Annotated in this window: 23 protein-coding genes; 3 read left to right on the forward strand and 20 right to left on the reverse strand. The window is 50.3% G+C overall.

The window, feature by feature from the left end:
* Positions 1-24: 24 nt before the first annotated feature.
* The 7 genes from pyrE to pyrR all read right to left on the reverse strand — a co-directional run bounded on the left by pyrE (position 25) and on the right by pyrR (position 8824).
* Positions 25-669: an orotate phosphoribosyltransferase gene (pyrE, locus tag EDM21_RS07305; RefSeq protein ID WP_157334283.1), complete on the reverse strand. Its 645-nt coding sequence runs from the start codon at positions 667-669 to the stop codon at positions 25-27.
* Positions 670-736: 67 nt separating this feature from the next.
* Positions 737-1477, reverse strand: coding sequence for an orotidine-5'-phosphate decarboxylase (pyrF, locus tag EDM21_RS07310; protein ID WP_157334284.1), 741 nt, complete (start codon positions 1475-1477; stop codon positions 737-739).
* A gap of 126 nt (positions 1478-1603) precedes the next feature.
* Entirely contained in the window at positions 1604-4813 is a 3210-nt protein-coding gene (gene carB, locus EDM21_RS07315; RefSeq protein WP_157334286.1) for a carbamoyl-phosphate synthase large subunit, read from the reverse strand.
* Complete coding sequence (carA, locus tag EDM21_RS07320) at positions 4800-5978, reverse strand: glutamine-hydrolyzing carbamoyl-phosphate synthase small subunit (RefSeq protein WP_157334288.1); 1179 nt, start codon at positions 5976-5978, stop codon at positions 4800-4802. Before carA ends, carB begins: the two co-directional genes overlap by 14 nt.
* Positions 5979-6021: 43 nt before the next feature.
* Positions 6022-7314, reverse strand: coding sequence for a dihydroorotase (locus EDM21_RS07325; RefSeq protein ID WP_157334290.1), 1293 nt, complete (start codon positions 7312-7314; stop codon positions 6022-6024).
* Positions 7315-7367: 53 nt separating this feature from the next.
* Positions 7368-8276, reverse strand: a complete 909-nt coding sequence (locus EDM21_RS07330; RefSeq protein ID WP_166541881.1) for an aspartate carbamoyltransferase catalytic subunit — start codon at positions 8274-8276, stop codon at positions 7368-7370.
* A complete protein-coding gene (gene pyrR / locus EDM21_RS07335) occupies positions 8273-8824 on the reverse strand; it encodes a bifunctional pyr operon transcriptional regulator/uracil phosphoribosyltransferase PyrR (RefSeq protein ID WP_068774451.1) in 552 nt (183 codons plus the stop codon). The genes EDM21_RS07330 and pyrR overlap by 4 nt, the downstream gene beginning before the upstream one ends.
* A 431-nt stretch (positions 8825-9255) precedes the next feature.
* Here pyrR and dapD point away from each other — a divergent pair, with 431 nt between their 5' ends.
* Both dapD and EDM21_RS07345 read left to right on the forward strand, forming a co-directional pair.
* Positions 9256-9966, forward strand: a complete 711-nt coding sequence (gene dapD / locus EDM21_RS07340) for a 2,3,4,5-tetrahydropyridine-2,6-dicarboxylate N-acetyltransferase (protein ID WP_157334292.1) — start codon at positions 9256-9258, stop codon at positions 9964-9966.
* Positions 9967-10098: 132 nt separating this feature from the next.
* Complete coding sequence (locus EDM21_RS07345) at positions 10099-11256, forward strand: N-acetyldiaminopimelate deacetylase (RefSeq protein ID WP_157334294.1); 1158 nt, start codon at positions 10099-10101, stop codon at positions 11254-11256.
* A gap of 126 nt (positions 11257-11382) precedes the next feature.
* On the opposite strand, the gene EDM21_RS07350 is transcribed toward EDM21_RS07345, so the two are convergent.
* Genes EDM21_RS07350 through lspA form a run of 3 tightly spaced genes read right to left on the reverse strand, consistent with a single transcriptional unit; the run spans position 11383 to position 14047 of the window.
* Positions 11383-12552: an aminotransferase A gene (locus EDM21_RS07350; RefSeq protein ID WP_157334295.1), complete on the reverse strand. Its 1170-nt coding sequence runs from the start codon at positions 12550-12552 to the stop codon at positions 11383-11385.
* 56 nt (positions 12553-12608) lie between these two features.
* A complete protein-coding gene (locus EDM21_RS07355) occupies positions 12609-13571 on the reverse strand; it encodes an RluA family pseudouridine synthase (RefSeq protein WP_157334297.1) in 963 nt (320 codons plus the stop codon).
* On the reverse strand, positions 13568-14047 hold the full coding sequence (lspA, locus tag EDM21_RS07360) for a signal peptidase II (RefSeq protein ID WP_157334299.1): 480 nt from the start codon (positions 14045-14047) through the stop codon (positions 13568-13570). Before lspA ends, EDM21_RS07355 begins: the two co-directional genes overlap by 4 nt.
* Positions 14048-14190: 143 nt before the next feature.
* On the opposite strand from lspA, the gene EDM21_RS07365 reads away from it, so the two are divergent.
* A complete protein-coding gene (locus EDM21_RS07365) occupies positions 14191-14928 on the forward strand; it encodes a TraR/DksA C4-type zinc finger protein (protein ID WP_166541882.1) in 738 nt (245 codons plus the stop codon).
* Between the two features lie 29 nt (positions 14929-14957).
* Here EDM21_RS07365 and EDM21_RS07370 read toward each other — a convergent pair whose 3' ends face one another.
* The 10 genes from EDM21_RS07370 to EDM21_RS07415 form a co-directional block, all read right to left on the reverse strand.
* Complete coding sequence (locus EDM21_RS07370) at positions 14958-15329, reverse strand: DUF5665 domain-containing protein (RefSeq protein WP_235918087.1); 372 nt, start codon at positions 15327-15329, stop codon at positions 14958-14960.
* Between the two features lie 388 nt (positions 15330-15717).
* A complete protein-coding gene (locus tag EDM21_RS07375; RefSeq protein WP_068774445.1) occupies positions 15718-16203 on the reverse strand; it encodes a DivIVA domain-containing protein in 486 nt (161 codons plus the stop codon).
* A gap of 119 nt (positions 16204-16322) precedes the next feature.
* Complete coding sequence (locus EDM21_RS07380) at positions 16323-17102, reverse strand: YlmH/Sll1252 family protein (RefSeq protein WP_166541883.1); 780 nt, start codon at positions 17100-17102, stop codon at positions 16323-16325.
* Entirely contained in the window at positions 17095-17376 is a 282-nt protein-coding gene (locus tag EDM21_RS07385; RefSeq protein WP_068774443.1) for a YggT family protein, read from the reverse strand. Before EDM21_RS07385 ends, EDM21_RS07380 begins: the two co-directional genes overlap by 8 nt.
* Positions 17377-17406: 30 nt before the next feature.
* The gene (locus tag EDM21_RS07390; protein ID WP_157334303.1) at positions 17407-17838 is read right to left on the reverse strand and encodes a cell division protein SepF; all 432 of its coding nucleotides are present in this window, start codon (positions 17836-17838) and stop codon (positions 17407-17409) included.
* Positions 17839-17921: 83 nt separating this feature from the next.
* Entirely contained in the window at positions 17922-18605 is a 684-nt protein-coding gene (locus EDM21_RS07395) for a YggS family pyridoxal phosphate-dependent enzyme (RefSeq protein ID WP_157334305.1), read from the reverse strand.
* Between the two features lie 53 nt (positions 18606-18658).
* Positions 18659-19513, reverse strand: coding sequence for a peptidoglycan editing factor PgeF (gene pgeF, locus EDM21_RS07400; RefSeq protein WP_157334307.1), 855 nt, complete (start codon positions 19511-19513; stop codon positions 18659-18661).
* A gap of 218 nt (positions 19514-19731) precedes the next feature.
* Positions 19732-20028: a YlmC/YmxH family sporulation protein gene (locus EDM21_RS07405; protein WP_157334309.1), complete on the reverse strand. Its 297-nt coding sequence runs from the start codon at positions 20026-20028 to the stop codon at positions 19732-19734.
* Positions 20029-20235: 207 nt separating this feature from the next.
* Positions 20236-21018, reverse strand: a complete 783-nt coding sequence (gene sigG, locus EDM21_RS07410; protein ID WP_166541884.1) for an RNA polymerase sporulation sigma factor SigG — start codon at positions 21016-21018, stop codon at positions 20236-20238.
* A 353-nt stretch (positions 21019-21371) separates the two neighbouring features.
* On the reverse strand, positions 21372-22199 hold the full coding sequence (locus EDM21_RS07415) for an ABC transporter substrate-binding protein (protein ID WP_157334311.1): 828 nt from the start codon (positions 22197-22199) through the stop codon (positions 21372-21374).
* Positions 22200-22252 lie beyond the last annotated feature (53 nt).

A 22252-nucleotide genomic window follows, 5' to 3' on the forward strand; every position in this document is an offset into this window, starting at 1 on the left:
TAATTCCACTTGCTGTGCCTGGTATCATGCCTGCCCGAATGAAGAAGGGTCTTTACGCCATGCCTGCAGCTTTTCCAAATCAACTGCCGCGATCGCCCCTTGCTCCACAGCAACTTCTAAAAGCGCATCATAGTTCGACAGGGTATCCAGCGGCATGCCGGCTTCCGAGAAAGCCGCTTTACCGCGGTCTAGTCCGTACGTGAAGATAGCCAGCACACCCAGTGCCTGCCCTCCTGCTTCATTAACAGCTTGAGCCGCTTTAAGGGAGCTTCCGCCCGTGGAAATCAAATCCTCAATGACGATAACCTTCTGGCCCGGCTTCAGCGCACCCTCGATAAGATTTTGCTTGCCATGGCCTTTTGCCTTGTCACGAATATAAATCATCGGCAGACCCAGCTTTTGAGCTACCCACGCCGCATGGGGGATACCTGCCGTTGCTGTCCCTGCAACAATCTCCGCTTCCGGATATTCTGCGCGGATCTTAGCTGCAAAGCCTTCTGCAATCGCATCGCGAATTTCCGGATAGGACATTGTAAGACGATTGTCACAGTAGATCGGCGATTTGATACCGGACGTCCAAGTAAAAGGCTCGTTCGGACGCAGAGCAATAGCCCCGATGCTCAAAAGACCTGCCGCGATTTGGCGTTCTTTAGAAGTTTCAACTGTCATACTTGAATCACTCCGTCTCTTATATTATAAAATGTACTTCACCCATTCACCCGTTTACTCGCTCTGTTTAACGCTGCGTAACCGAGTCTATAATCCGCTCTATCGCTTCACGCGGATCGGTCGCTCCAGTAATCGGGCGGCCGATTACCACATAATCTGTCCCGGCAGCGAATGCTTCCGGCGGGGTCATTACCCGTGACTGATCGCCCAGATCTGCGCCTGCAGGCCTGATTCCGGGTGTCACCGTGACGAATTCTTTGCCGCAAGCGGCTTTAACAGCAGCCACTTCAAGAGGAGATGCCACGACGCCCTGCAGTCCGGCCTGGCGGGCGAGCTGGGCGTAGCGGACAACCGTATTTTCTACCGGACCCGAGATCCCGATCTCATCGTTCAACACCGTTTGGCTGGTACTGGTCAGCTGAGTAACCGCGATGACTTGCGGCCGTTTGGCAGAAGAACCGCCTATCGCCTTGTCGACGCCTTCGAGCGCGTACTGCATCATGTGAATGCCGCCAGCCGCATGGACATTAAACATATCCACTCCTAAGCGCGTCACACTTTCCGAACCGCCTTTTACGGTATTCGGGATATCATGCATTTTGACGTCCAGGAAAACACGATATCCCCGCTGCTTCAGGCCCGTGATAAAGTCAGGACCCGCCGCATAGAAAAGCTGCATGCCCACCTTCATCCAACATGGAATCCCTTCCAGCTGCTCGATCAGCAACTCTGCCTTCCGCGCATCGGGGTAATCTAATGCTACCATAATCCGTGCCGCTGCTTCCGCTCTCTCTCCTGCCTGTTCCATTCACTGCCGCCCCCATTCGCTTCCTTAGTCTGCATTTGTTCATAAGGAGGGGATGTCACGCGGCCTCCCCGTTATGGAACGGGCAAGCTGGGCGTACATCCCCTGATTTGGTTTATATCCGTGTGCTTATGCGTGTACCGGCATAGCGCGGGAAGAGAAGTTAATCGCTTCGAGCATATGAAGCAGTGCGCGAACCGTATCCAGCGAAGTCATACAAACGACGCCATTCTCTACCGCTTCGCGGCGAATACGGAATCCGTCGCGTTGAGGTGTCTTACCCTTCGTCAAGGTGTTGACGACGAAGTGGGCTTCCCCGCTGCGGATCAGATCCAGAATATTCGGCGAGCCTTCGCTCAGCTTGTTAACGGTTGTAACCGGAACTCCGGCTTCTTCAAGCACTTTCGCAGTTCCGCCTGTAGCAATAATCTTGTAGCCGAGCCTTTGGAAACCTCCAAAGATCTCAACAGCTTCTTCTTTATCCTTATCGGCTACTGTCGCAATGATCGCGCCGGCTGCCGGAATTTTCATTCCCGCACCGATCAAGCCTTTGTACAGCGCCTTGGCAAAGTTCACATCGCGGCCCATCACTTCACCCGTTGACTTCATCTCAGGTCCCAGGGTTGTATCTACGCGGCGCAGCTTCGCAAAGGAGAATACCGGTACTTTAACCGATACAAAGTCATCTTCGGGCCACAGGCCGCTCTTGTATCCAAGCTCTGTCAGCTTTTGACCCATAATCACGCGGGTTGCAACGTTGGCCATCGGGATGTTCGTCACTTTGCTCAGGAAAGGAACCGTACGCGAGGAGCGCGGATTCACTTCAATCACGTAAACCTGATCGTTATGGATGACGAACTGGATGTTGACGAGACCAACTACCTGAAGTTCCAGGCCAATCTTAGTCGTAATGTCGACGATTTGACTCTTGATCTCATCGGAGAGCGACTGGGGCGGATATACCGCAATGGAGTCGCCCGAATGAACGCCCGCGCGCTCAACATGTTCCATGATACCCGGAATAACTACCGTTTCCTTATCGCAGATTGCATCTACTTCTACTTCCTTGCCAAGCATGTAGCGGTCAATCAGAACCGGATGCTCCGGATTGATTTTGACTGCATATTCCATGTAGCTAAGCAGCTCATCATCGGAGTATACGATTTCCATTGCGCGTCCACCCAGTACATAAGAAGGACGAACCAGAACCGGGTATCCGAATTGGGAAGCTACCCCGACAGCCTGATCCACAGAGGTTACCGTGCCGCCCGGAGGTTGAGCCACATCAAGCTTACGCAATAGCGCTTCGAATTTCTTGCGGTCTTCCGCCTGGTCGATACTTTCCAGATCGCTGCCGAGGATGCGTACGCCGGCTTTGGCAAGCGGAGCTGCCAGGTTGATGGCGGTCTGACCGCCGAACTGTACGATGACACCGATTGGCTTCTCGCGTTCGATCACGTTCATGACATCCTCGAAGAACAGCGGTTCGAAGTACAGACGGTCGGATGTATTGAAGTCTGTCGATACCGTTTCCGGATTGTTATTGATGATGACCGCTTCATAGCCGGCTGCCTGGATAGCCCAGACTGCGTGAACCGTGGAGTAGTCGAATTCAATACCTTGTCCGATACGGATCGGACCGGAACCGAGGACAACAACCTTCTCTTTGGTGGTCTCCAGAACTTCGTCTTCTACCTCATAAGTCGAGTAGTAATAAGGCGTTGTGGCTTCGAATTCAGCCGCGCACGTATCCACCATTTTGTATACGGGCTTAATGTTCTGCGCCAAGCGGTGCGTACGGATCTCAGCTTCGTTCGTGAAGGACTGACAGCCTGCGAGTGAGCGAATCTCCGCGATTGCGCGATCCGTAAAGCCCATCCGTTTAGCGTCATACAGAACTTCCAGATCCAGTTCAATGGCAGCGATTTCCTGCTCGTAGCGGATCATTCCGTCCAGTTTGTGCAGGAACCACCAGTCGATTTTAGTCAGCTCCTGGAGCTGTTCGATGGTGTAGCCGCGCCGGATAGCTTCTGCCAGCAGGAACAGACGCTCATCATCCGGCTTCTGCAGGCGCTGCTCCAGGGTTTCCTTGTCAAGCAGATCCGTTTCTTTGAGGAAGAGACGGTGTACACCGATTTCAAGTGAACGGATTGCTTTATGAATGGATTCTTCGAACGTACGTCCGATCGCCATAACTTCTCCTGTCGCTTTCATCTGCGTCCCGAGCTTGCGGTTCGCCGAGATGAATTTGTCGAACGGCCAGCGAGGAATCTTCGATACGATATAGTCAAGCGTTGGCTCGAAGCAAGCGTACGTCTGTCCCGTTACCGGGTTGATGAGTTCGTCAAGCGTGTAGCCGATCGCGATCTTAGCGGCCATCTTGGCAATCGGGTATCCGGTTGCTTTGGAAGCCAGCGCTGAGGAGCGGCTGACACGCGGGTTCACTTCAATCACATAGTATTGGAAGCTGAACGGGTCCAGTGCAAACTGCACGTTGCAGCCGCCCTCGATATTCAGCGCACGAATAATTTTGAGCGAAGCGGAGCGGAGCATCTGGTACTCGCGGTCTGAAAGCGTCTGGCTAGGAGCCACAACGATGCTGTCTCCTGTATGAACCCCTACCGGGTCGAAGTTTTCCATATTGCAGACTACGATACAGTTATCGTTTGCGTCACGCATAACTTCGTATTCGACTTCTTTCATGCCTGCAATGCTTTTCTCGACGAGACACTGGGAAATCGGGCTGTAGCGGATACCTGAAGCTACCGTTTCAACCAGTTCCTCTTCGCTATTACAGATCCCTCCGCCTGTACCGCCCAGCGTGTAAGCGGGACGCACGATGATCGGGTAGCCGATCTCATTTGCAAAATCAACGGCTTCCGGCACAGTCGTAACGATAACACTGTCGGGAACCGGCTGCTCGAGCTCACGCATCAGATCACGGAACAAGTCGCGGTCTTCGGCTTTTTCAATGGCGGTCAGCTGCGTTCCGAGCAGTTTCACGTTCTCCTGCTCCAGCACACCTGCGCGGGCAAGCTCAACTGCCATGTTAAGTCCAGTTTGTCCGCCAAGTGTCGGTAAAAGTCCATCCGGGCGTTCCTGGCGGATGATTTGAGTCACGAATTCGAGTGTGATCGGCTCGATATAGACTTTATCGGCCATGTTCGTATCCGTCATAATTGTAGCCGGGTTGCTGTTGATCAGGACAACTTCCATGCCTTCTTCTTTGAGTGCTTGGCAAGCTTGTGTACCGGCGTAGTCAAACTCCGCCGCCTGGCCGATTACGATCGGACCGGATCCGATCACCAGAATTTTTTTGAGCTTCTCATTTTTGGGCATAGTGAAGTTCTCCTTTCGTGCTGCTGTCTGACTGCTCGGCTTTCCATGCGGCAAGCATTTGCGCCTGGCGTGGAGCCTGCGGATTATCTGTTTGGTGATTGCGGATCATTTCCAGGAAATCATCGAACAAGTAGCTGGAATCAAAAGGTCCTGGGGCTGCTTCCGGATGATATTGAACCGAGAAAGCCGGGTATTTGTTATGTTTAAGTCCTTCGATCGTACGATCGTTATTGTTGATATGTGTAACCGTCAGCTCCGTGCCGGCAATAGAATCTTCTTTAACTGTGTAGCCATGGTTCTGCGAAGTGATGTAACAACGGCCGGAAATGAGATCTTTGACCGGATGGTTGCCTCCGCGATGACCGAACTTAAGTTTCTCGGTATCCGCGCCGCTTGCAAGTGCAAACAGCTGGTGGCCCAGACAAATTCCGAAGAGCGGCACTTGGCCCATCAGCTGGCGGACCGTTTCTACTGCATGCGGAACATCTTTCGGGTCTCCAGGACCGTTGGAAAGCAGGACCCCGTCCGGTGCCAGGCGCATGATCTGCTCGGCCGTCGTATCTTGAGGCACAACGACGACGTCACAGCCGCGTTTGGACAAATCGCGGACGATACCGCTTTTAGCTCCGAAGTCTACAAGGACCACACGCTCGCGGTTGCCCGGCGCGCTGAACACAGTCGGCGTAGATACCGTCGAAACCTGAGTGCACATGAGAGGCGTAGCTTGCATCTGCTCTTTCAGTTCTTCGATGGACAGATCCCCCGTCGTCAGAATGCCCTTCATCACGCCGTGATGACGGATTTTACGGGTCAGCATCCGGGTATCGATGTCGCTGATTCCGATAATGCCGTATTCCTTCAGCAGGTTGCCCAGCGTATATTGTGCGCGCCAGTTGCTCGGCGCTTCTTCATGACGGCGTACCACAAAGCCGTGCACGAAAGGTTTCACCGATTCAAAGTCATCCCGGGAAATACCGTAGTTACCGATCAGCGGATATGTCATGGTCACGATTTGCCCGCAGTACGACGGGTCAGACAATACCTCCTGGTAACCTGTAATTCCTGTGTTGAACACGACTTCGCCTACTGAATTCCCTTCAGCACCGAACGATTTTCCTGTAAAAAGCGTACCGTCTTCCAGCAGCAGTCTTGCTTTTGCCTTCATGCCCCTCAGCTCCTTCTCTATATCTTCAAAGTTGTCTGTTCTTCTATTCGCTTGATTCCGTCCATGCCACCGACCCTGCAACCATGGTCAGCACCGGCCAGCCTTTCAACTTCCATCCTGTAAAAGGTGTATTGCGGCTCTTCGATAAGAATTCAGCCGGATCCACTTCTTTTTCCTTCTTCAAGTCGATAAGGGTCAAGTCCGCTTCACTGCCGATCTCAAGCTGGCCCCACGGTAGGCCGAACACATCAGCCGGCACCGAGGTCATACGCTCGATCAGAAAGCCAAGCGACCACTTGCCTGTTGCCACAAATTTAGTGTAGAGCAGCGGGAAAGCTGTTTCGAAGCCTACAATTCCGAAAGGTGCCAGCTGCATTCCCTTAGCTTTCTCTTCGTCACTGTGAGGAGCATGGTCCGTCACGATCATATCGATCGTACCGTCCTCCAATGCTTCGATAACGGCCTCAACATCGCGCTTGGAGCGAAGCGGCGGGTTCATTTTCCAGTTCGCGTCCATTCCCGGAATGTCTTCTTCTGAAAGAAGCAGATGATGCGGACAAACCTCAGCGGTAACTTTAACACCGATCTGTTTACCGAGGCGGATTAACCGGACGGATTGCTCCGTACTCACGTGACACACGTGGTAATGTACCCCGGTCGCTTCTGCGAGAAGAATATCGCGCCCGACGTGAATCGCCTCTGACTCGTTCGGGATGCCCTTCAAGCCATGCTTGTCGGCGAAGGTGCCTTCCGATACGGGAGCGCCTTTCACCATCGTATCATCCTCACAGTGCGCGACGATCGGCATTCCAAGAGCGGCTGCGCGCGCCATAGCGTCCTTCATCATCTGGGCGCTCTGGACCCCGACACCGTCATCGGTGAAGGCTACAACGCCTGCATCTTTAAGCCCTTCGAAGTCAGTCAGTTCCCGTCCAAGCTGATTCTTGCTGATACAGCCGTAAGGCAGCACTCTGACTCCGTTGCCTTCCGTTTCAGTTTTGCCTTGGATGAATTTAACCGTATCGACCGTATCGATAACCGGCTTCGTATTCGGCATGCATGCGATTGTCGTGTACCCGCCGCGTGCAGCCGAGCGAGTGCCGCTTGCAATGGTTTCTTTATGTTCAAAGCCCGGCTCCCGCAAGTGAACATGCATATCAATGAATCCGGGGGATACCAGCTTGCCTGCCGCCTCAATCACTTCATGACCCGCTGTCTCCGGCGTTTCTTGCCCGTCTAACCGCTGTGCGATTTTCCCGTTCTCTATAAAAAGATGCTTGACCGCTTCTTGGCCGGAAGCATCCAGCGTTGTGCCGTTTAGAATCCAAATTCCCATGCTGCGTATCCTCTCCTCTTATCTGTGTTTAGCAATCGCTGTGAGACTCTGTCTTAGCTTAATGTCCGTTCAATAACCGCCATCCGGATCGGAACACCGTTATGAATTTGCGTAAAAATTTTGGAGCGGTGATGCTCAACCAGCTCATCGTCCAGTTCTACATTCCGGTTAACGGGAGCCGGGTGCATGATGATCGCGTGCGGAGCCATCTGCTCCAGCCGCCGGGATGTCAGCCCGTATTGTTCCCGGTACTCCTCAGCGGAAGCGATCATGCCTTTATCGTGCCGTTCCAGCTGCACTCTGAGCATCATGACAACGTCTGATTGCAGGGCTTCCTGCATGGAAACGTAGGGAGCGTAAGCCGCCAGTTCAGGCGCCTGCATATTCGCCGGTGCGCAGAGCTTAACGGCTGCGCCCATTTCCCGAAGCGCCCAGAGGTTTGAGCGGGCTACCCGGCTGTGCAGAATATCTCCGATGATCGATACCGTAAGCCCGCGGATTTCACCGAAGTGGCTGCGCATGGTGTACAAATCCAGCAGCGCCTGGGTAGGATGCTCATTGTTGCCGTCCCCGGCGTTAATGAGCGGGACACGGATCTTCTCCGCCAGCTCCGCAAGCAGTCCGACCGGCTTTAACCGGATGACTCCGGCATCAATGCCCATAGATTCAAGCGTGCGGACGGTATCGTATATCGATTCGCCTTTCTGTACGCTTGATTCTGCCGCGGAGAAGTTCAGGACGTTGGCGCCCAGTCTCTTCTCCGCCATTTCGAATGAAAAACGCGTTCGCGTGCTGTTTTCAAAAAAAAGGTTAGAGACGAATTTGCCTTTAAGGCGATCCGTTACTTTCTGCGGATGGTTCTCCCAAAAGTCTGCCCGGTCGAGAATATCCTTGATCTCTGAAGAACTGACACCTTTAAGCCCCAGAAAATGTCTGGATGTTGTGCTCTTTACCGTGCTCACGCCTCATTCCCCCTCTGTTGTATGATAACCACCTGGTCAGCGTCGTCTACTTCTGTTAAATGCACTCCGATTTTCTCAAGCTTTGAAGTCGGTACGTTCTTCCCTACATAGTCAGGGCGGATCGGCAATTCTCTGTGGCCCCGGTCAACCAGCACTGCGAGCTGAATCATTTCGGGGCGTCCCAGATCGATCAGCGCGTCGAGTGCGGCTCTTACTGTCCGGCCGGTAAACAGGACATCGTCGACCAAGATGACTTTCTTGTTCTGAATGTCCAGCTTGCCCCCTCCGGGTACGTTATCGACGGACTTCACTTTCACCCGGTCATCCCGGTAGGAAGTAATATCGATTTCCCCTACGGGCACGGGAACTCCTTCAATCTCTTTGATCCTCTCGGCGACCCGTTGAGCCAGGTAGATGCCGCGGGTCCGGATGCCAATCAGAATGCAGTTTCCGACCCCTTTGTTCTTTTCCAGAATCTCATGTGCGATTCGTGTCAGCGCTCGGCGCACTGCCATCTCATCCAGCAGTACGTGCATGTGTTCACTCATGTCGACTGCCTCCTTATGTCGGGTACGTATATCTTGTATTTCGGCCATAAAAAAACCTCCCTGCACCCTAGGCAGGAAGGTTTTCGCATGTGCAGAAACAGACGTGTAGCTAAGACCCGGGAAAAGTGCAGCTGCTCGCTGCATATTCGACTTTCCCTCAGGAACCGCTTCTGCATAATCGTTGACCTTGCCAGCCTCTCTGGACTGATTTTAAAGGTACCCTATTCACTTGAAGCCCATTATCCCACTTTCGACAAAAGAAGTCAATCGTTATTTCCAACGCTTTTTCCGGGTATACCGCCTGTTTATAAGGAATGAAACAGCCTGAGGGGCAGTTCATGTCGTTTTTTCTGGACAATGCTATCGCGTAACCCCTCTTCATCTGCTATTATGGTAAAGATATAAGTTACTATGCAGGAGGAGTGGAACAGATGACTCAAATGAATACAGAAGAAATTATCCAGTTCATTAAGAACAGCCAAAAGAAAACCCCGGTGAAAGTATACGTAAAAGGAAATCTGGAAGCTGTTGAATTCGGCGCAGAAATCCAATCATTTGTATCCGGTAAAAGCGGTGTGCTTTTCGGAGAATGGACAGACATTCAGAAAGTTCTTGAAGCTAACCAAGCGGACATTGAAGATTTCGTTGTCGAATCCGACCGCCGCAATTCTGCTATCCCTCTTCTTGACCTGAAAGGGATCAATGCCCGTATCGAGCCTGGTTCCATTATCCGCGACAAAGTATCCATCGGGAACAACGCCGTTATTATGATGGGCGCAGTGATCAACATCGGTGCTTCCATTGGTGAAGGCACGATGATCGATATGAACGCCATTCTCGGCGGACGCGCTCAAATCGGCAACATGTGTCACATCGGCGCAGGCGCAGTCGTTGCAGGTGTAATCGAGCCTCCATCCGCGCAGCCTTGTGTGGTAGAAGACGATGTACTTGTAGGCGCTAATGCGGTTATCCTGGAAGGTGTACGCATTGGACAAGGTTCCGTAGTCGCTGCAGGCGCTGTCGTGGTTGAAGATGTGCCTGAGTTTACTGTAGTAGCAGGTACTCCTGCCCGCGTTATCAAGCGTGTGGATGACAAAACGAAATCCAAAACCGAAATTCTTAAAGAACTCCGCGAACTGTAAGATCCTCAGTCCCTTAGTCGAAGGGTTCGCGCTGATACACATCCCGGCCCTGCGCTGCAAGCGCGGGGCTTTTTCCACACTGGACCCTTATATTCTTACTTTAAGATCAGCAGAAAGGCAGGAGATGCTACCATGACCAGCCCTTATGTAGAGTTAAGACGCCAATTGCACCGGATTCCGGAGCCCGGATTTCAAGAGTTCAAGACCCAGCGCCTGCTGCTCGATTATCTTGAGACTCTTCCCCAGGAGAACATGGAAATACAAACATGGCGCACCGGTATTCTTGTCTATTTAAAAGGAACGAACCCGGTCAAACGGTATGGCTACCGGGCAGACATGGACGGACTTCCGATTCCCGAAGAAACCGGTTACAACTTCCAATCCGAGCACCCCGGCTATATGCACGCCTGCGGACACGATCTTCATATGGCGATCGGAGCCGGCATAGTTACGCAGTTTGCCCAGACACCGATGAAGGACGATCTCGTCGTGTTGTTCCAGCCTGCGGAGGAAGGACCCGGCGGAGCGCTGCCTATGCTGGCGGCGCAAGAACTGGCAGACTGGATGCCGGAGCAGATCGTGGCACTTCATATTGCCCCGGAGTATCCCGTCGGCGTCATTGCGACCCGGCCCGGCATCCTGTTCGCCAACACCTCCGAGCTGTTCATCGATCTGACCGGCAAAGGAGGACATGCCGCCTATCCGCATAAAGCGAACGATATGATCGTAGCCGCTTCCCAGATGGTTTCCCAGCTCCATTCCATCGTAGCGCGCAATATCAATCCGCTGGATTCCGCAGTGTTGACGATCGGCAAGATGGAAGCCGGAACGAAACAGAACATCATTGCGGAGAAAGCCCGGCTTGAAGGAACGATCCGTACTCTTTCCGCGGAAGCCATGCAGCTTATCAAATCAAGAATTGAAGCGGTTGCCCGCGGGATAGCAGCTTCTTACGAATGCCAAATTACGATTGATTACGGATCGAATTACTTGCAGGTGTACAACCATGAAGAACTGACTCGTGAATTTATGGATTGGTTAACCGGCGAGAGCGATTCGGGCGTTCAGCTGGTGGAATGCACGGAAGCCATGACTGGAGAGGATTACGGTTATTTTCTCGAGAAAATACCCGGCTTCATGTTCTGGCTTGGTGCCGAAACCCCCTATGGTCTGCACCATGCAAAAATTGAGCCGGATGAACGGGCGATTGGTTTAGCCATCGATACCGTAAGCCGTTACTTCCGCTGGAAATCAGGTTCATTGGACGAATCGCCTGCGGTCAACCGCTAAGAGCCGGGCGGCAGCAAATAACCCCTTGAATAATCTGAGCGCCTTTGAAGGCCACCGCAGATTATCCCAAGGGGTTATTTCATTGATAAATATCTGAAGGCGGACCAAAACTTCCGCAAACATCCCTTATGTACCGGCTTGATCCAGCTTGCGAATAAACGCTTGCAGTCGATCCAGCGCACCATCTATAACTTCTAATGAATACGCGTAAGACAGGCGGATGTATCCCTCACCTAGCGGCGAAAAGGCATCACCCGGCACAACCGCCACGCGTTGTTCTTCAAGAAGTCTATAGGCGAATTCTTCCGAAGTTAGACCGAACCGCTCAATCGACGGGAACAAATAGAATGCCCCTTTAGGCTTAACGGCCTCGATGCTCATCTCTTGAAGTCTTGCATAAGTATGCTGCAAACGCTCGGCATAAGATATTCTCATCGGCAGCGCATCGTCACGGCCCGCAGTTAGAGCTTCAATCGCCGCGTATTGGCTGACCGAGCTCGCGCAGGTCACATTGTACTGATGAACTTTCACCATGTGCTGAGATAAGTATGCGGGAGCAAACGTAAACCCGATCCGCCAGCCGGTCATCGAATGAGACTTGGACAACCCGTTAATGACAATCGTTTTTTCCTTCATGCCCGGAATGGCTGCGATAGATGAATGAGTCGTCCCATACACCAGCTCGCTGTAGATCTCATCCGAAATGATAAAAAGCTCACGGTCTTGGAGAAGTGCTGCAAGCTCGCTTAATTCCTCTGCCGTTAAAATTTGCCCCGTCGGGTTGCTCGGATAGCCCAGAATGACGCAGCGGGTCCGTTCGGTCAAATAGGGCTCCAATACGTCCGCGGTCAGCTTGAACTCATGAGGCCTTGTATCCACGTATACGGGTATTCCGCCGCAGAGCTTAATCAAAGGCTCATACCCCGGGTAAATAGGACCCGGCAGAATCACTTCAGCTCCGGGAGTCAATATCGTCCGCAGCGTTATATCCAGTGCTTCGCTGGCTCCATTGGTCACAATAACTTCACTGACTGGATCGTAATAAAGTCCGTATCGGGTGCTGACAAAGTCAGCTGCCGCTTGCCTTAGCTCCAGCACCCCGGCGTTAGGCGTATACAAGGTCTTGCCTTCCTGAAGCGCACGCTGCCCGGCTTCTACAATATGCAGCGGTGTCGGAAAATCAGGCTGGCCGATTGTGAGCGCGAGTGCATCCGGGATGGAAGCCACTTTGTTAGCGATTTTACGTATGCCGGATATTTGAATGTCTTTGACTTGCGGGTTAATCAACGATTCCATGACGATCGTTTCCCCTCTCCCCATTGCTGTGTTCTCATTTCTAAAAATAAACCAGCTTAGACGTTCTTCAGCCGATGGAGCAAATCCGCCATATCTTCTGGTATCGGCGCCTCGAATTCCAGCCTCTCGCCTGTCTTCGGATGAGTAAACCCGAGTACTTGCGCGTGCAGAGCCTGCCCGTCCATTGTCATTCCTTTGCTGCGTCCGTAAGCAGGGTCGCCAACAAGCGGATGTCCGATGAATTTCATATGGACGCGGATCTGGTGAGTACGGCCGGTTTCAAGCTTGAGCTCTACCAACGTGTAACCGTCAAAACGCTCCAAGACCACAAAATGGGTCACGGCATGCTTGCTGTTTTTCTCCGTAACGGTGTACAGCTTGCGGTCACTGGCATCTCTTCCGATCGGTGCGTCAATCGTTCCGTTATCATGGTGAAGAACTCCGTGGACAATCGCGATATATTTGCGCGTAACCGAATGTTCTTTGAGCTGCGCGGCTAAGTGACTGTGAGCCTGATCGTTTTTAGCCGCCATAAGAAGACCGGAGGTGTCTTTGTCGATGCGATGTACGATTCCTGGTCTTTGCACGCCGTTAATGCCCGACAGGTCTTTGCAGTGATACAGCAGCGCATTGACCAGCGTCCCGCTGTAATGTCCGGGAGCCGGATGAACGACGAGTCCCCGCGGCTTGTTCACGACGATAACATCGGAGTCCTCGTAGACTACTTCCAGAGGAATGGCTTCCGCAGTCAACTCCATAGGAGTCGGGTCCGGGATGCTCAGCACAATCGTCTGGCTCTCGGCCAGCTTATAATTAGGCTTCACACCGCGTCCGTCAACCCGGGCATGTCCGTCCTTAATCCACTGCTGAATTTGTGTCCGTGATACCTGATCCATCAAATCGGACAGGAACTTATCGATCCGTTCCCCTGCTTGTGCTTGCTCAACTACCCATTCGGCTGCCTCTGATTCATCCATTTCGTGCAGGCTGTTCTTTTCGTACTCGTTGTTTTCGCTCATGATGCCGTCCCTCTTTTTTCTTTTTTCCAAGCAATAATGGAGTCAATGAAGATGCAAATCACTCCGATTACAATCGCTGAATCTGCAATATTGAAGATTGGATACGTATAATTAATGAATTCGAAATGGAACATCAGAAAGTCCACAACTTCTCCAAACAGCAACCGGTCCAGGAAATTACCGATAGCTCCTCCCAGAACGAGAGCCAGTCCCATGGAGAGCCATCTTTGATCCGTTTTGCGGGTGCGGTTTAAATAGAATAAAATGCCGACGACTATGACCAGGGTCATAGCGATTAAAAACCAGCGCTGGTTCTGCAGGATACTAAAGGCTGCTCCGCGATTACGATGAGAAGTGATCTGGAAAAACTCACCGATAACAGAAATGGTCTCTCCCAATGCAAGATTTTTGACAATAAGCCATTTGGTTGCCTGATCTAATAAAAAAACAATGAGGGCGATAATATAATACCTCAAACGAATATTCCTCCTCTAAATAAGGTTGCGGATTTGTGACGGGATGCGTGACTGGGTGCCATGCTTGGAATTTCCACATTAAAAAGAGAGTCCTTCGTAAACCCTATCTGTATTGGCCAACCTTCCGAAGGGAGTTGTAAACCGTGCTATCATTAAATGAGCAACAGATCGGACAAATCAGGCAGCAATTGATGACAGAGCGGCAAGAACTTAATAAGCAACTTGAGAATGATGAGCACTTCGGGTTGCGTGAATCACTGCGGGATAATACGGGCGAATTGTCCATGTACGATAACCATCCTGCCGATCTGGGAACCGAACTTTTCGAACGGGAGAAAGACATCTCGCTGCTGGAGAATGTAGAAAACCATTTGAATCAAGTCAACCTGGCTCTCGAGAAAATGAATGCAGGAACCTACGGTCTTTGTGCCGAATGCGGCAAAGCTATTCCTTTTGAAAGACTGAGCGCCATTCCAACGACACTGTACTGCTATGAGCATGTCCCGGATCGTTATGCCTCCGACCGACGGCCTATAGAGGAAGCTGTTCTAGCTCCGCCTTTTGGCCGAACCAGCCTGGATGAACTCTCTGAACAAAATCAGTTTGACGGAGAAGACGCCTGGCAAATTGTAGAAAGTTGGGGAACCTCCAACTCCCCCGCTATGGCCGAGGATAATCAGGTATCGGATTACAACGACATGGCCATCGAAGCAGATGAATTGGACGGGTATGTTGAACCTTTCGAAAGTTTTCTTGCCACCGATATATACGGCAATCATCTCACGATTATTCGAAATAAAGCTTACCGGTCTTATCTGGATAACAACGAAGGAGACCCGCTTCTTGAACCGGACCATGACTCGGAGGATACGCAGAGCTGACGGTCAGCCTCTGCGTTTTTCTCTCCCAGTTAATAGAACCGGCGGCCTTCTAACTGAAATTGCACGTACTCCACTAGATCTGCAATATATTCTCCTACAATCGGCAGATTAAGGGCTCCCAGCGCTTTCAGGGCATACAAAATCGTACCCGCAAACACCGTGATACCCAGACCCAGTCCGACTCCCCGGGTTACGCCCGCTATGAGATTGCCTAGAATAAGCTTGCGGGGCTTGTTCATCAGACTTACGTAATCCGCAATTTGTGTTCGTTCTATGTTTGCGGAAATTTCTGTTACCTTGGCGTGAATTTGATTCAGCAGACGGCGCTCACTCACCTCTTCCGTTGAATCGTCCAGGGGTTCATCTTTTTCTTTGCTACTGGTTTTGTCCATCAAGTCCATAGAGTACACTCCTGTTGTCACAGTGCTCAGCCCCATACAGCCAACAGCGGAATGCGCGGTCTATTCCGCTGTACTGGCTCTGCTAGGAACTGAGATACAACACCCGCAGATAGCCTGGCAAAGTGTCGGATACCCTTGTTGTGCCCTATTCCAGTCATCACTATCCAGAAGCCGATTCAATTCATCCTAGTAGCCACGAATATTTGTATGGCTGTTCTTCCGCGGTGCCTGCGGAATTGAAAAAACTTCTGCATCCCAAAGGGATGAGAAGTTTAGAGCTCGCGGCTTGAATCCAGTCATCGCTTTTGCATAGATTCAGTTAAAGGCCTAACCGCTTCCGAGTACGGTCTTCAATAAAAGCATTTACGTACCTGGTTTAGGACAGTTGTTATTTCTCCAGCTCCAGCACTCTATCGTGATCAAGTGTTTTCCAGCCGTCATCCTGAAGCAGCTCCAGCTGCGCTTCCAGAAGGGTCCGGAAACGGGTACGGTAAATGGAGGCCTGCTTCTTAAGCTCTTCGGTTTCCACAGAGATTTTGCGGGAACGGGTCAGTGACTCGTTAATGATCCGGTCTGCATTCTTCTCTGCTTCCTTAAGAACGAGCTGTGCTTCTTTCTTCGCGTTATTTCTCACTTCATCGGCAGCTTCCTGTGCGACGATAATGGTTTTACTAAGTGTTTCTTCGATATTGGAGAAATGGTCCAATCGTTCTTGAAGGGCCAAAATTTGATTCTGCAGCTCTTTGTTTTCACGGATAATCGCTTCATAATCTTTGATGACCTGATCCAAAAACTCATTAACGGCATCCTCATCATAGCCCCGGAATGAGCGTGCAAACTCTTTATTATGTATATCCAGTGGTGTTAAGGGCATGGTGCACCTCCTAAAATGTTAACCGGTTGGAGCGTTTGTATGGTTATGAAAATATTGATGGGTATTGTAGGTTTTCGACAGAAAGATTAAAAATCCTTCCTTTCTCGCATCTATACCTATTAAGCATATTTGCCTATCTTTATCCGCATCCTGCCTTTTTTCGTCGTGCCCTCTACTTCCAGCACGCGAAAACGCCCAAAGCCCTGCAAAGAAACGACGTCTCCTTCTTTGAGCGGAACACTCGGATTCTCCTCGGGCTTCCAGTTCACCTTACATTTACCCGCTCCAATGGGAACCAGCACTTTAGCCCGGCTTAATCTGAAAACATCACTAACCACACCATCCAAGCGCAACGATGCGACAGACAATGTCATCTCTTCCAGCCTGACAGGTGAAGCTATCAGCTTGTCGATGGGCAGAATTTCGGTCGCGACATGAACACGATGAACCTGGCTCAGGTGAAGATGCAAATAATCAGCAGCCTCTTCCGCTACAACAAAGTGGCAGCCTTCCGGAGAAACATGAATATCTCCTACTTTATCCCGCTTCATCCCAAGCGCCAGTATGGCACCCATATAGTCGCCGTGAGTAAGGGTCTGGAACTTGCTGTCTCCGGACTCGACCGACAGGACCCGGAGGCCCATGTCCTCACTCGTCATATCAAGATAATCCGGTCCTATTATGGCCCTTCTTCTCTCCGCGTCCGGAAATCCGCCGTCCATTCTAATCTGCACATCGGGATTCCGATTTATCAATGTAGATACGATAAACGATTGCCTCGGATCCAGAAAATCGGTCCGTTTTACTTTGTGGTGGGACGCATTCTCGATCCACTCCTGAGCCCGGTCGACGAATGCATGCTCATCCGGATGAAAATGTCCGTAGATTCCCTTAGCCACCGATCCATCCATAGATAAAACCGATGACCACTTTGAGTCCATTGACCACTAGCCAGAAAACCCCCATTGCTACGATTGGCGAAATATCCAGCGGGCCGATAGGAGGGATAAACCGGCGGAATGCGCTCAAGTAAGGTTCCACCAGCTTGGCGAGCATTTCCCCAATAAAGCTTTCCCGGGCATTAGGGAACCAGGATAACAATACATAACCGAAAATCATGTAGAAGTAAATTTGAGCAAGTGTGTCAATTAATGAGTAGATTTGAAAAAGCAATCGCCTTCACCTCAACCTTTTTATCCAATGCTAAGCTTCATGCAGAAAATCTGAAATGGAACCTTGAATTTCAACCGAATCCGGAGCGCACAAGAATATATTAGGTCCGATTTTGGAGATCGAGCCATTGAGCGCGTACACGGTTCCGTTCAAAAAGTCAAAAATCCGAACGGCTTGTTCGGGGCGAACTCTTTGCAAATTAACGACGACGGTTCTGCGAGAGCGCAGATGATCGGCAATTTCTTGCGAATCGTCGAAAGAATGCGGTTCATGAAGGACTACCCGGCTGTTCTTCTGCGAATGAATACTTACAATGTTATTTTTATTTTGCTGTTGTTTCGTACGTTGTTCCTGCAAAGGGGTTTCAGGTTCTTCTGGAGTTTCGACGATTCTTTCACGCTCCACAATCTCTTCTTCCTCCTGCAGCCCGATAAAATTCATGAATTTGTTCATAACGCCCATCCTGATTTTCCTCCTTTTATGGATAAGATGGTATAGTTACCGCTATTGACGGACCCCGATACGCTTACTTAAATTCCAATAAGCTAAGACTTGCCGACCAAGACCGAGCCGAGCCGAACCCAAGTCGCTCCCTCTTCAATGGCTACTTCGAAGTCTCCTGACATCCCCATCGATAAATGAGGGATAGGATAAGGCAGAATTTCTCGCGCGTTCAGTTGATCCCTCAGCTCTCTAAGCTGCCTGAATACGGGACGGGTTGCCTCTGCCTCCGATTCCAGCGGAGCCATTGTCATTAAGCCCACAATGCGCAAATGTGAATACGAAAGCAGTTGTTCTGCAAATGCTTCCAGCTCCTGCGGCGGAAGCCCATATTTGGATTCTTCTCCGGAAACATTCACTTGAATAAAGCAATCCACGGTAATATTTCTTTTGGATGCTTCTTTCTCCAACTCTTTAGCAAGCGATAAACGGTCCAAAGAATGAATATAAGCAAACTTGCCTATGACCTCTTTGACCTTGTTGGTTTGGAGATGGCCGATAAAGTGCCACTCCCCCCGCTGCCCCAGCGCTTCCCACTTTTCCTTAGCATCCTGCCAGCGGTTCTCACCGACCTGATTCAACCCATGGTCAAGAGCTTCGCGTGTTGCTTCCAGTGAAACATATTTAGTGACCGCAATTACTCGCACATCGGCAGAGTTACGGCCGGACCGCCTGCACGCTGCCTCCACGCGCCGATCCACTTCATCTATGCGGGCTTGCAAATTCATCAGCTGCGGTTCACTCCTTTCTTGCTGTCTGCAAGACTAACCGTGTAAGCGGGTTATTCGTCTCTTAGACCGATCCAAGCGGCCATCCGACCAGTTAATCCCTTTTCTTTACGGTGGGAATAGAACGAGTCGGTTGCGCAGCTTGTACATAACTTTGTTACTTCTATGCGTGACGACAAAATTCCTGCTTTCTCAAGAAATTGTCGGTTGCATTCCTGAAGATTTAATTGATATTTACCTTTATTATGAGGCATTACGACACGATCTGTATCTTCCTGCGGGGCACCTATCTCCGCATGCGCCTGGTAGATGCGGTCCGCAACAGTATCATCGACTTCATAGCAGCAGGCCCCTATAGAGGGCCCTATGGCTGCGTACACCTCGTCAGGACGGCTACCGAATGACCGGGACATGGAAGCCAGCGTCGCTGCCCCAATGTTAAGCACTGTGCCTTTCCAGCCGGCATGAGCCAGACCGACAACCCGGTTTACGGGATCAATTAAATAAATCGGCACGCAGTCCGCAAACAAGGCACACAACATAACGCCTTTGTCGGCAGTCACAAAGGCGTCCGTATCTTGAAGGGCATCGGCCCGGGACAATCGCCCTTTTCCCTTCATCTCTGCGCTGACAACGGCAACATTTTTGCCGTGGACCTGCTCGCCGAAAGTAAGTGCACCGAAAGGGACGTTCAGCGCCTCCGCGAGCTTCTTGCGGTTGTGAGTGACGTCGTTCTCCCCGTCATTGACATGAAGACCCATGTTCAGCGAATCAAAAGGCGCCGAGCTTACACCGCCGTGCCGCGAAGTGAATCCGGCCTGCAGAAAAGGAAAGCGTTCCTGCAGCCCGGATAGCACAAACAGCTCAGGCTCCCCTGCGTTAGTTCTCGTACGTACAAACGGTTCCATGCTTGTCCCTCCTGTTTCGCCTCGCGCAACATCCCTTGTGCTTGTTCAAGTGTATCACAAGCAGTCAAGGAACGACAAAATCTATCGGGACTCAGCTCATTTGACTGCTTCTTATTGGAAATTATTATATGATCCAAGTACCCGTGTATCGATATTGACCTGTTGTCCCCGTATTAAGCGGGTAATAATCGCAGCTACGAAGCGTTCATCTTCTTTTATTACCCCCGGCTGCTGCGATTATAATCAACTGTTTCACTTTCTTCTACAGCCCGCGAAGTTTTGGCATCATCGAGCTTGACCAGCACCACATCCGCGCCGATTTTGACGATATGTTTCCAAGGGATAATAATATCCGTCCCTCCGCCAAACAAGCCAAAAAACTTACTGTTATTAGGAACTACGATGGAGTCGATCTTGCCCTGCCGGAGATCAAGTTCCAGATCACTGATTTGGCCGAGCTTCTTCCCGTCGACGATATTAATGACGTCTTTCGTCTGAAAATCCGATATTTTCATTGTATCGTCCCCACGCTTTCAGGTTATTCGCCCGTTTACTCTAGTATATGAGGGACCCGGTCAAAATGTCCTGCTAAACGCAAGAAATCCTCCTCGGGGAGGATGATGAAGGAAGACGGACTACTGCGTACAGGCAAAATCGCAAAAAAAGCCCGGAGACCCGGGCTTTCATTTCGTTCTCTTCCTTTCAGCTTCAAAAGCCGGGAGTCAGCTTCTCACGTACTTTTGCATTTGTGAGATAGCCGACTTCTCTAAACGGGACACCTGAGCTTGAGAAATGCCGATCTCATCGGCGACTTCCATTTGTGTTTTACCTTCGAAAAACCGCATCGACAAAATCATTTTTTCACGGGAGCCCAGCTTTGTCATGGCTTCTCTTAGCGCAATACCTTCGATCCAGGACATGTCTTTGTTGCGCTCATCGCTAATCTGGTCCATCACATAAATAGGATCTCCACCGTCATGATAAATCGGTTCAAACAGCGATACAGGGTCCTGAATGGCATCCAGTGCAAACACGACATCTTCCTTCGGCACATTGAGCGCCTCCGATATTTCATAGACGGTAGGTTCACGCGAATTTATGTTGGTCAGATTATCGCGTACTTGTAGGGCTTTATAAGCAATGTCCCGCAACGACCGGGAAACACGGATCGGGTTATTGTCCCGTAAATATCTGCGTATTTCACCTATAATCATCGGCACCGCATAGGTTGAAAACTTAACATTCTGGCCCAGATCAAAGTTGTCGATAGCTTTCATAAGACCGATACAGCCCACCTGAAAAAGATCATCGACGAACTCGCCGCGGTTATTGAAACGCTGAATGACACTGAGAACCAGTCTCAAGTTGCCATTAACCAGTTTCTCCCTTGCAGATCTGTCGTTCTTCGTTTGCAGGTTAGCGAAAAGCTCACGCATTTCTACATTTGTAAGAACAGGTAGTTTGGCGGTATCGACACCACATATTTCGACTTTATTTCTGGTCACGGTGATTACCTCCCAAGGAGAAACATTACTGTTAATTATCTCCGGGGGCGGCGTTTTTATGCGCTTGAATCCGTGCTCTTATCCGCTTGACAAGTGTGGAAAAATTGCTCTCTCCTGCCCTTGTTGGCTCGAATTCGCTTTCATGAATCGAGAATTTTTTCGAATTTGCATATAGCTCATTAATAAATTGAAAAAACCTGAAACGGATTATACCGAACCAGGTTCATGTAAGAGATACGGACTTCCGTGGGGTGCGATGATCTGCTCCTCGCTCTCAAGACCTCCCAGGTGTTCTAACAACTCCGGTGCATTCAGGCAAGATTTCATTCCTGCATTCCCATTGTCTAATGATATTAAAACGCATCAGGATGCATATGTGTAGCAAGCCAAACTATCGTTTCAGGCAGTCTGCCTATATCGTACGTCTCCGGATTAACCTCGTATAATCGATTCTCCTTAACTGCTTCTATCTTGTCCCAGTTCCTACGTTTTTCAGGTCGAGTATAGGAAAATAAGTTAGATGAACCTACCGGAATAAATAGAATATCAGGATTAGCCTCCATAATTTCCACTTCTTTCATGGCCGCATACGAGGAGGTTGGTTCCACTCTTTCCTTTTCAGCGATATTGGTACCCCCTGCAAATGTAAGGAGCTCATTCAATAAATGAGTTCCTGCCAATGTAAGTCCTTGATCCATGCCACTTTCGATTTGATTTGGCTTGAAATCAAATTCCCAATAAACTTTCTTTACAGGACTCTTGGCTATAGCTGTCTTAACTTGTTCCAGGCTGTTATCTACTTCATCCCCCCATTGCTTCGCTTCCATTGTTCGTCCCGTGAGTAAGCCAAGCTTATGAACCGATTCCTTCAGTTGCTGTACATTCTTATACTCCATTAGGATAGGTTGGATACCATGCTCGCTAAGTTTTTTGGATACTTTGCAAGCTCTCTCATCGATATGGTCTGACAGACCAATCACTACGTCTGGCTGAACTTTGAGAATTTCATTTACCTCAGCAAATTCATTTGCCTTTAATCCTGCTTGCTCACGTTCCCACTGAATGATTTGAGCTGCTAAATTAAGCTTTTTCATAAGCTCATCTTGATTTTCATAAAGCAGAACCATTCTATCCATTTTTAAATTTTGCATAACTCGGTTCTGACATGAATCTTCTACCATGTATTTCTCCTGAGGAGGTCCGATATTATCGGAAGAACATCCTGCAGGTATTC

Origin of the sequence: Paenibacillus lutrae, assembly GCF_009757775.1 — a bacterium.
Taxonomy (GTDB): Bacteria; Bacillota; Bacilli; order Paenibacillales; family NBRC-103111; genus Paenibacillus_F; species Paenibacillus_F lutrae.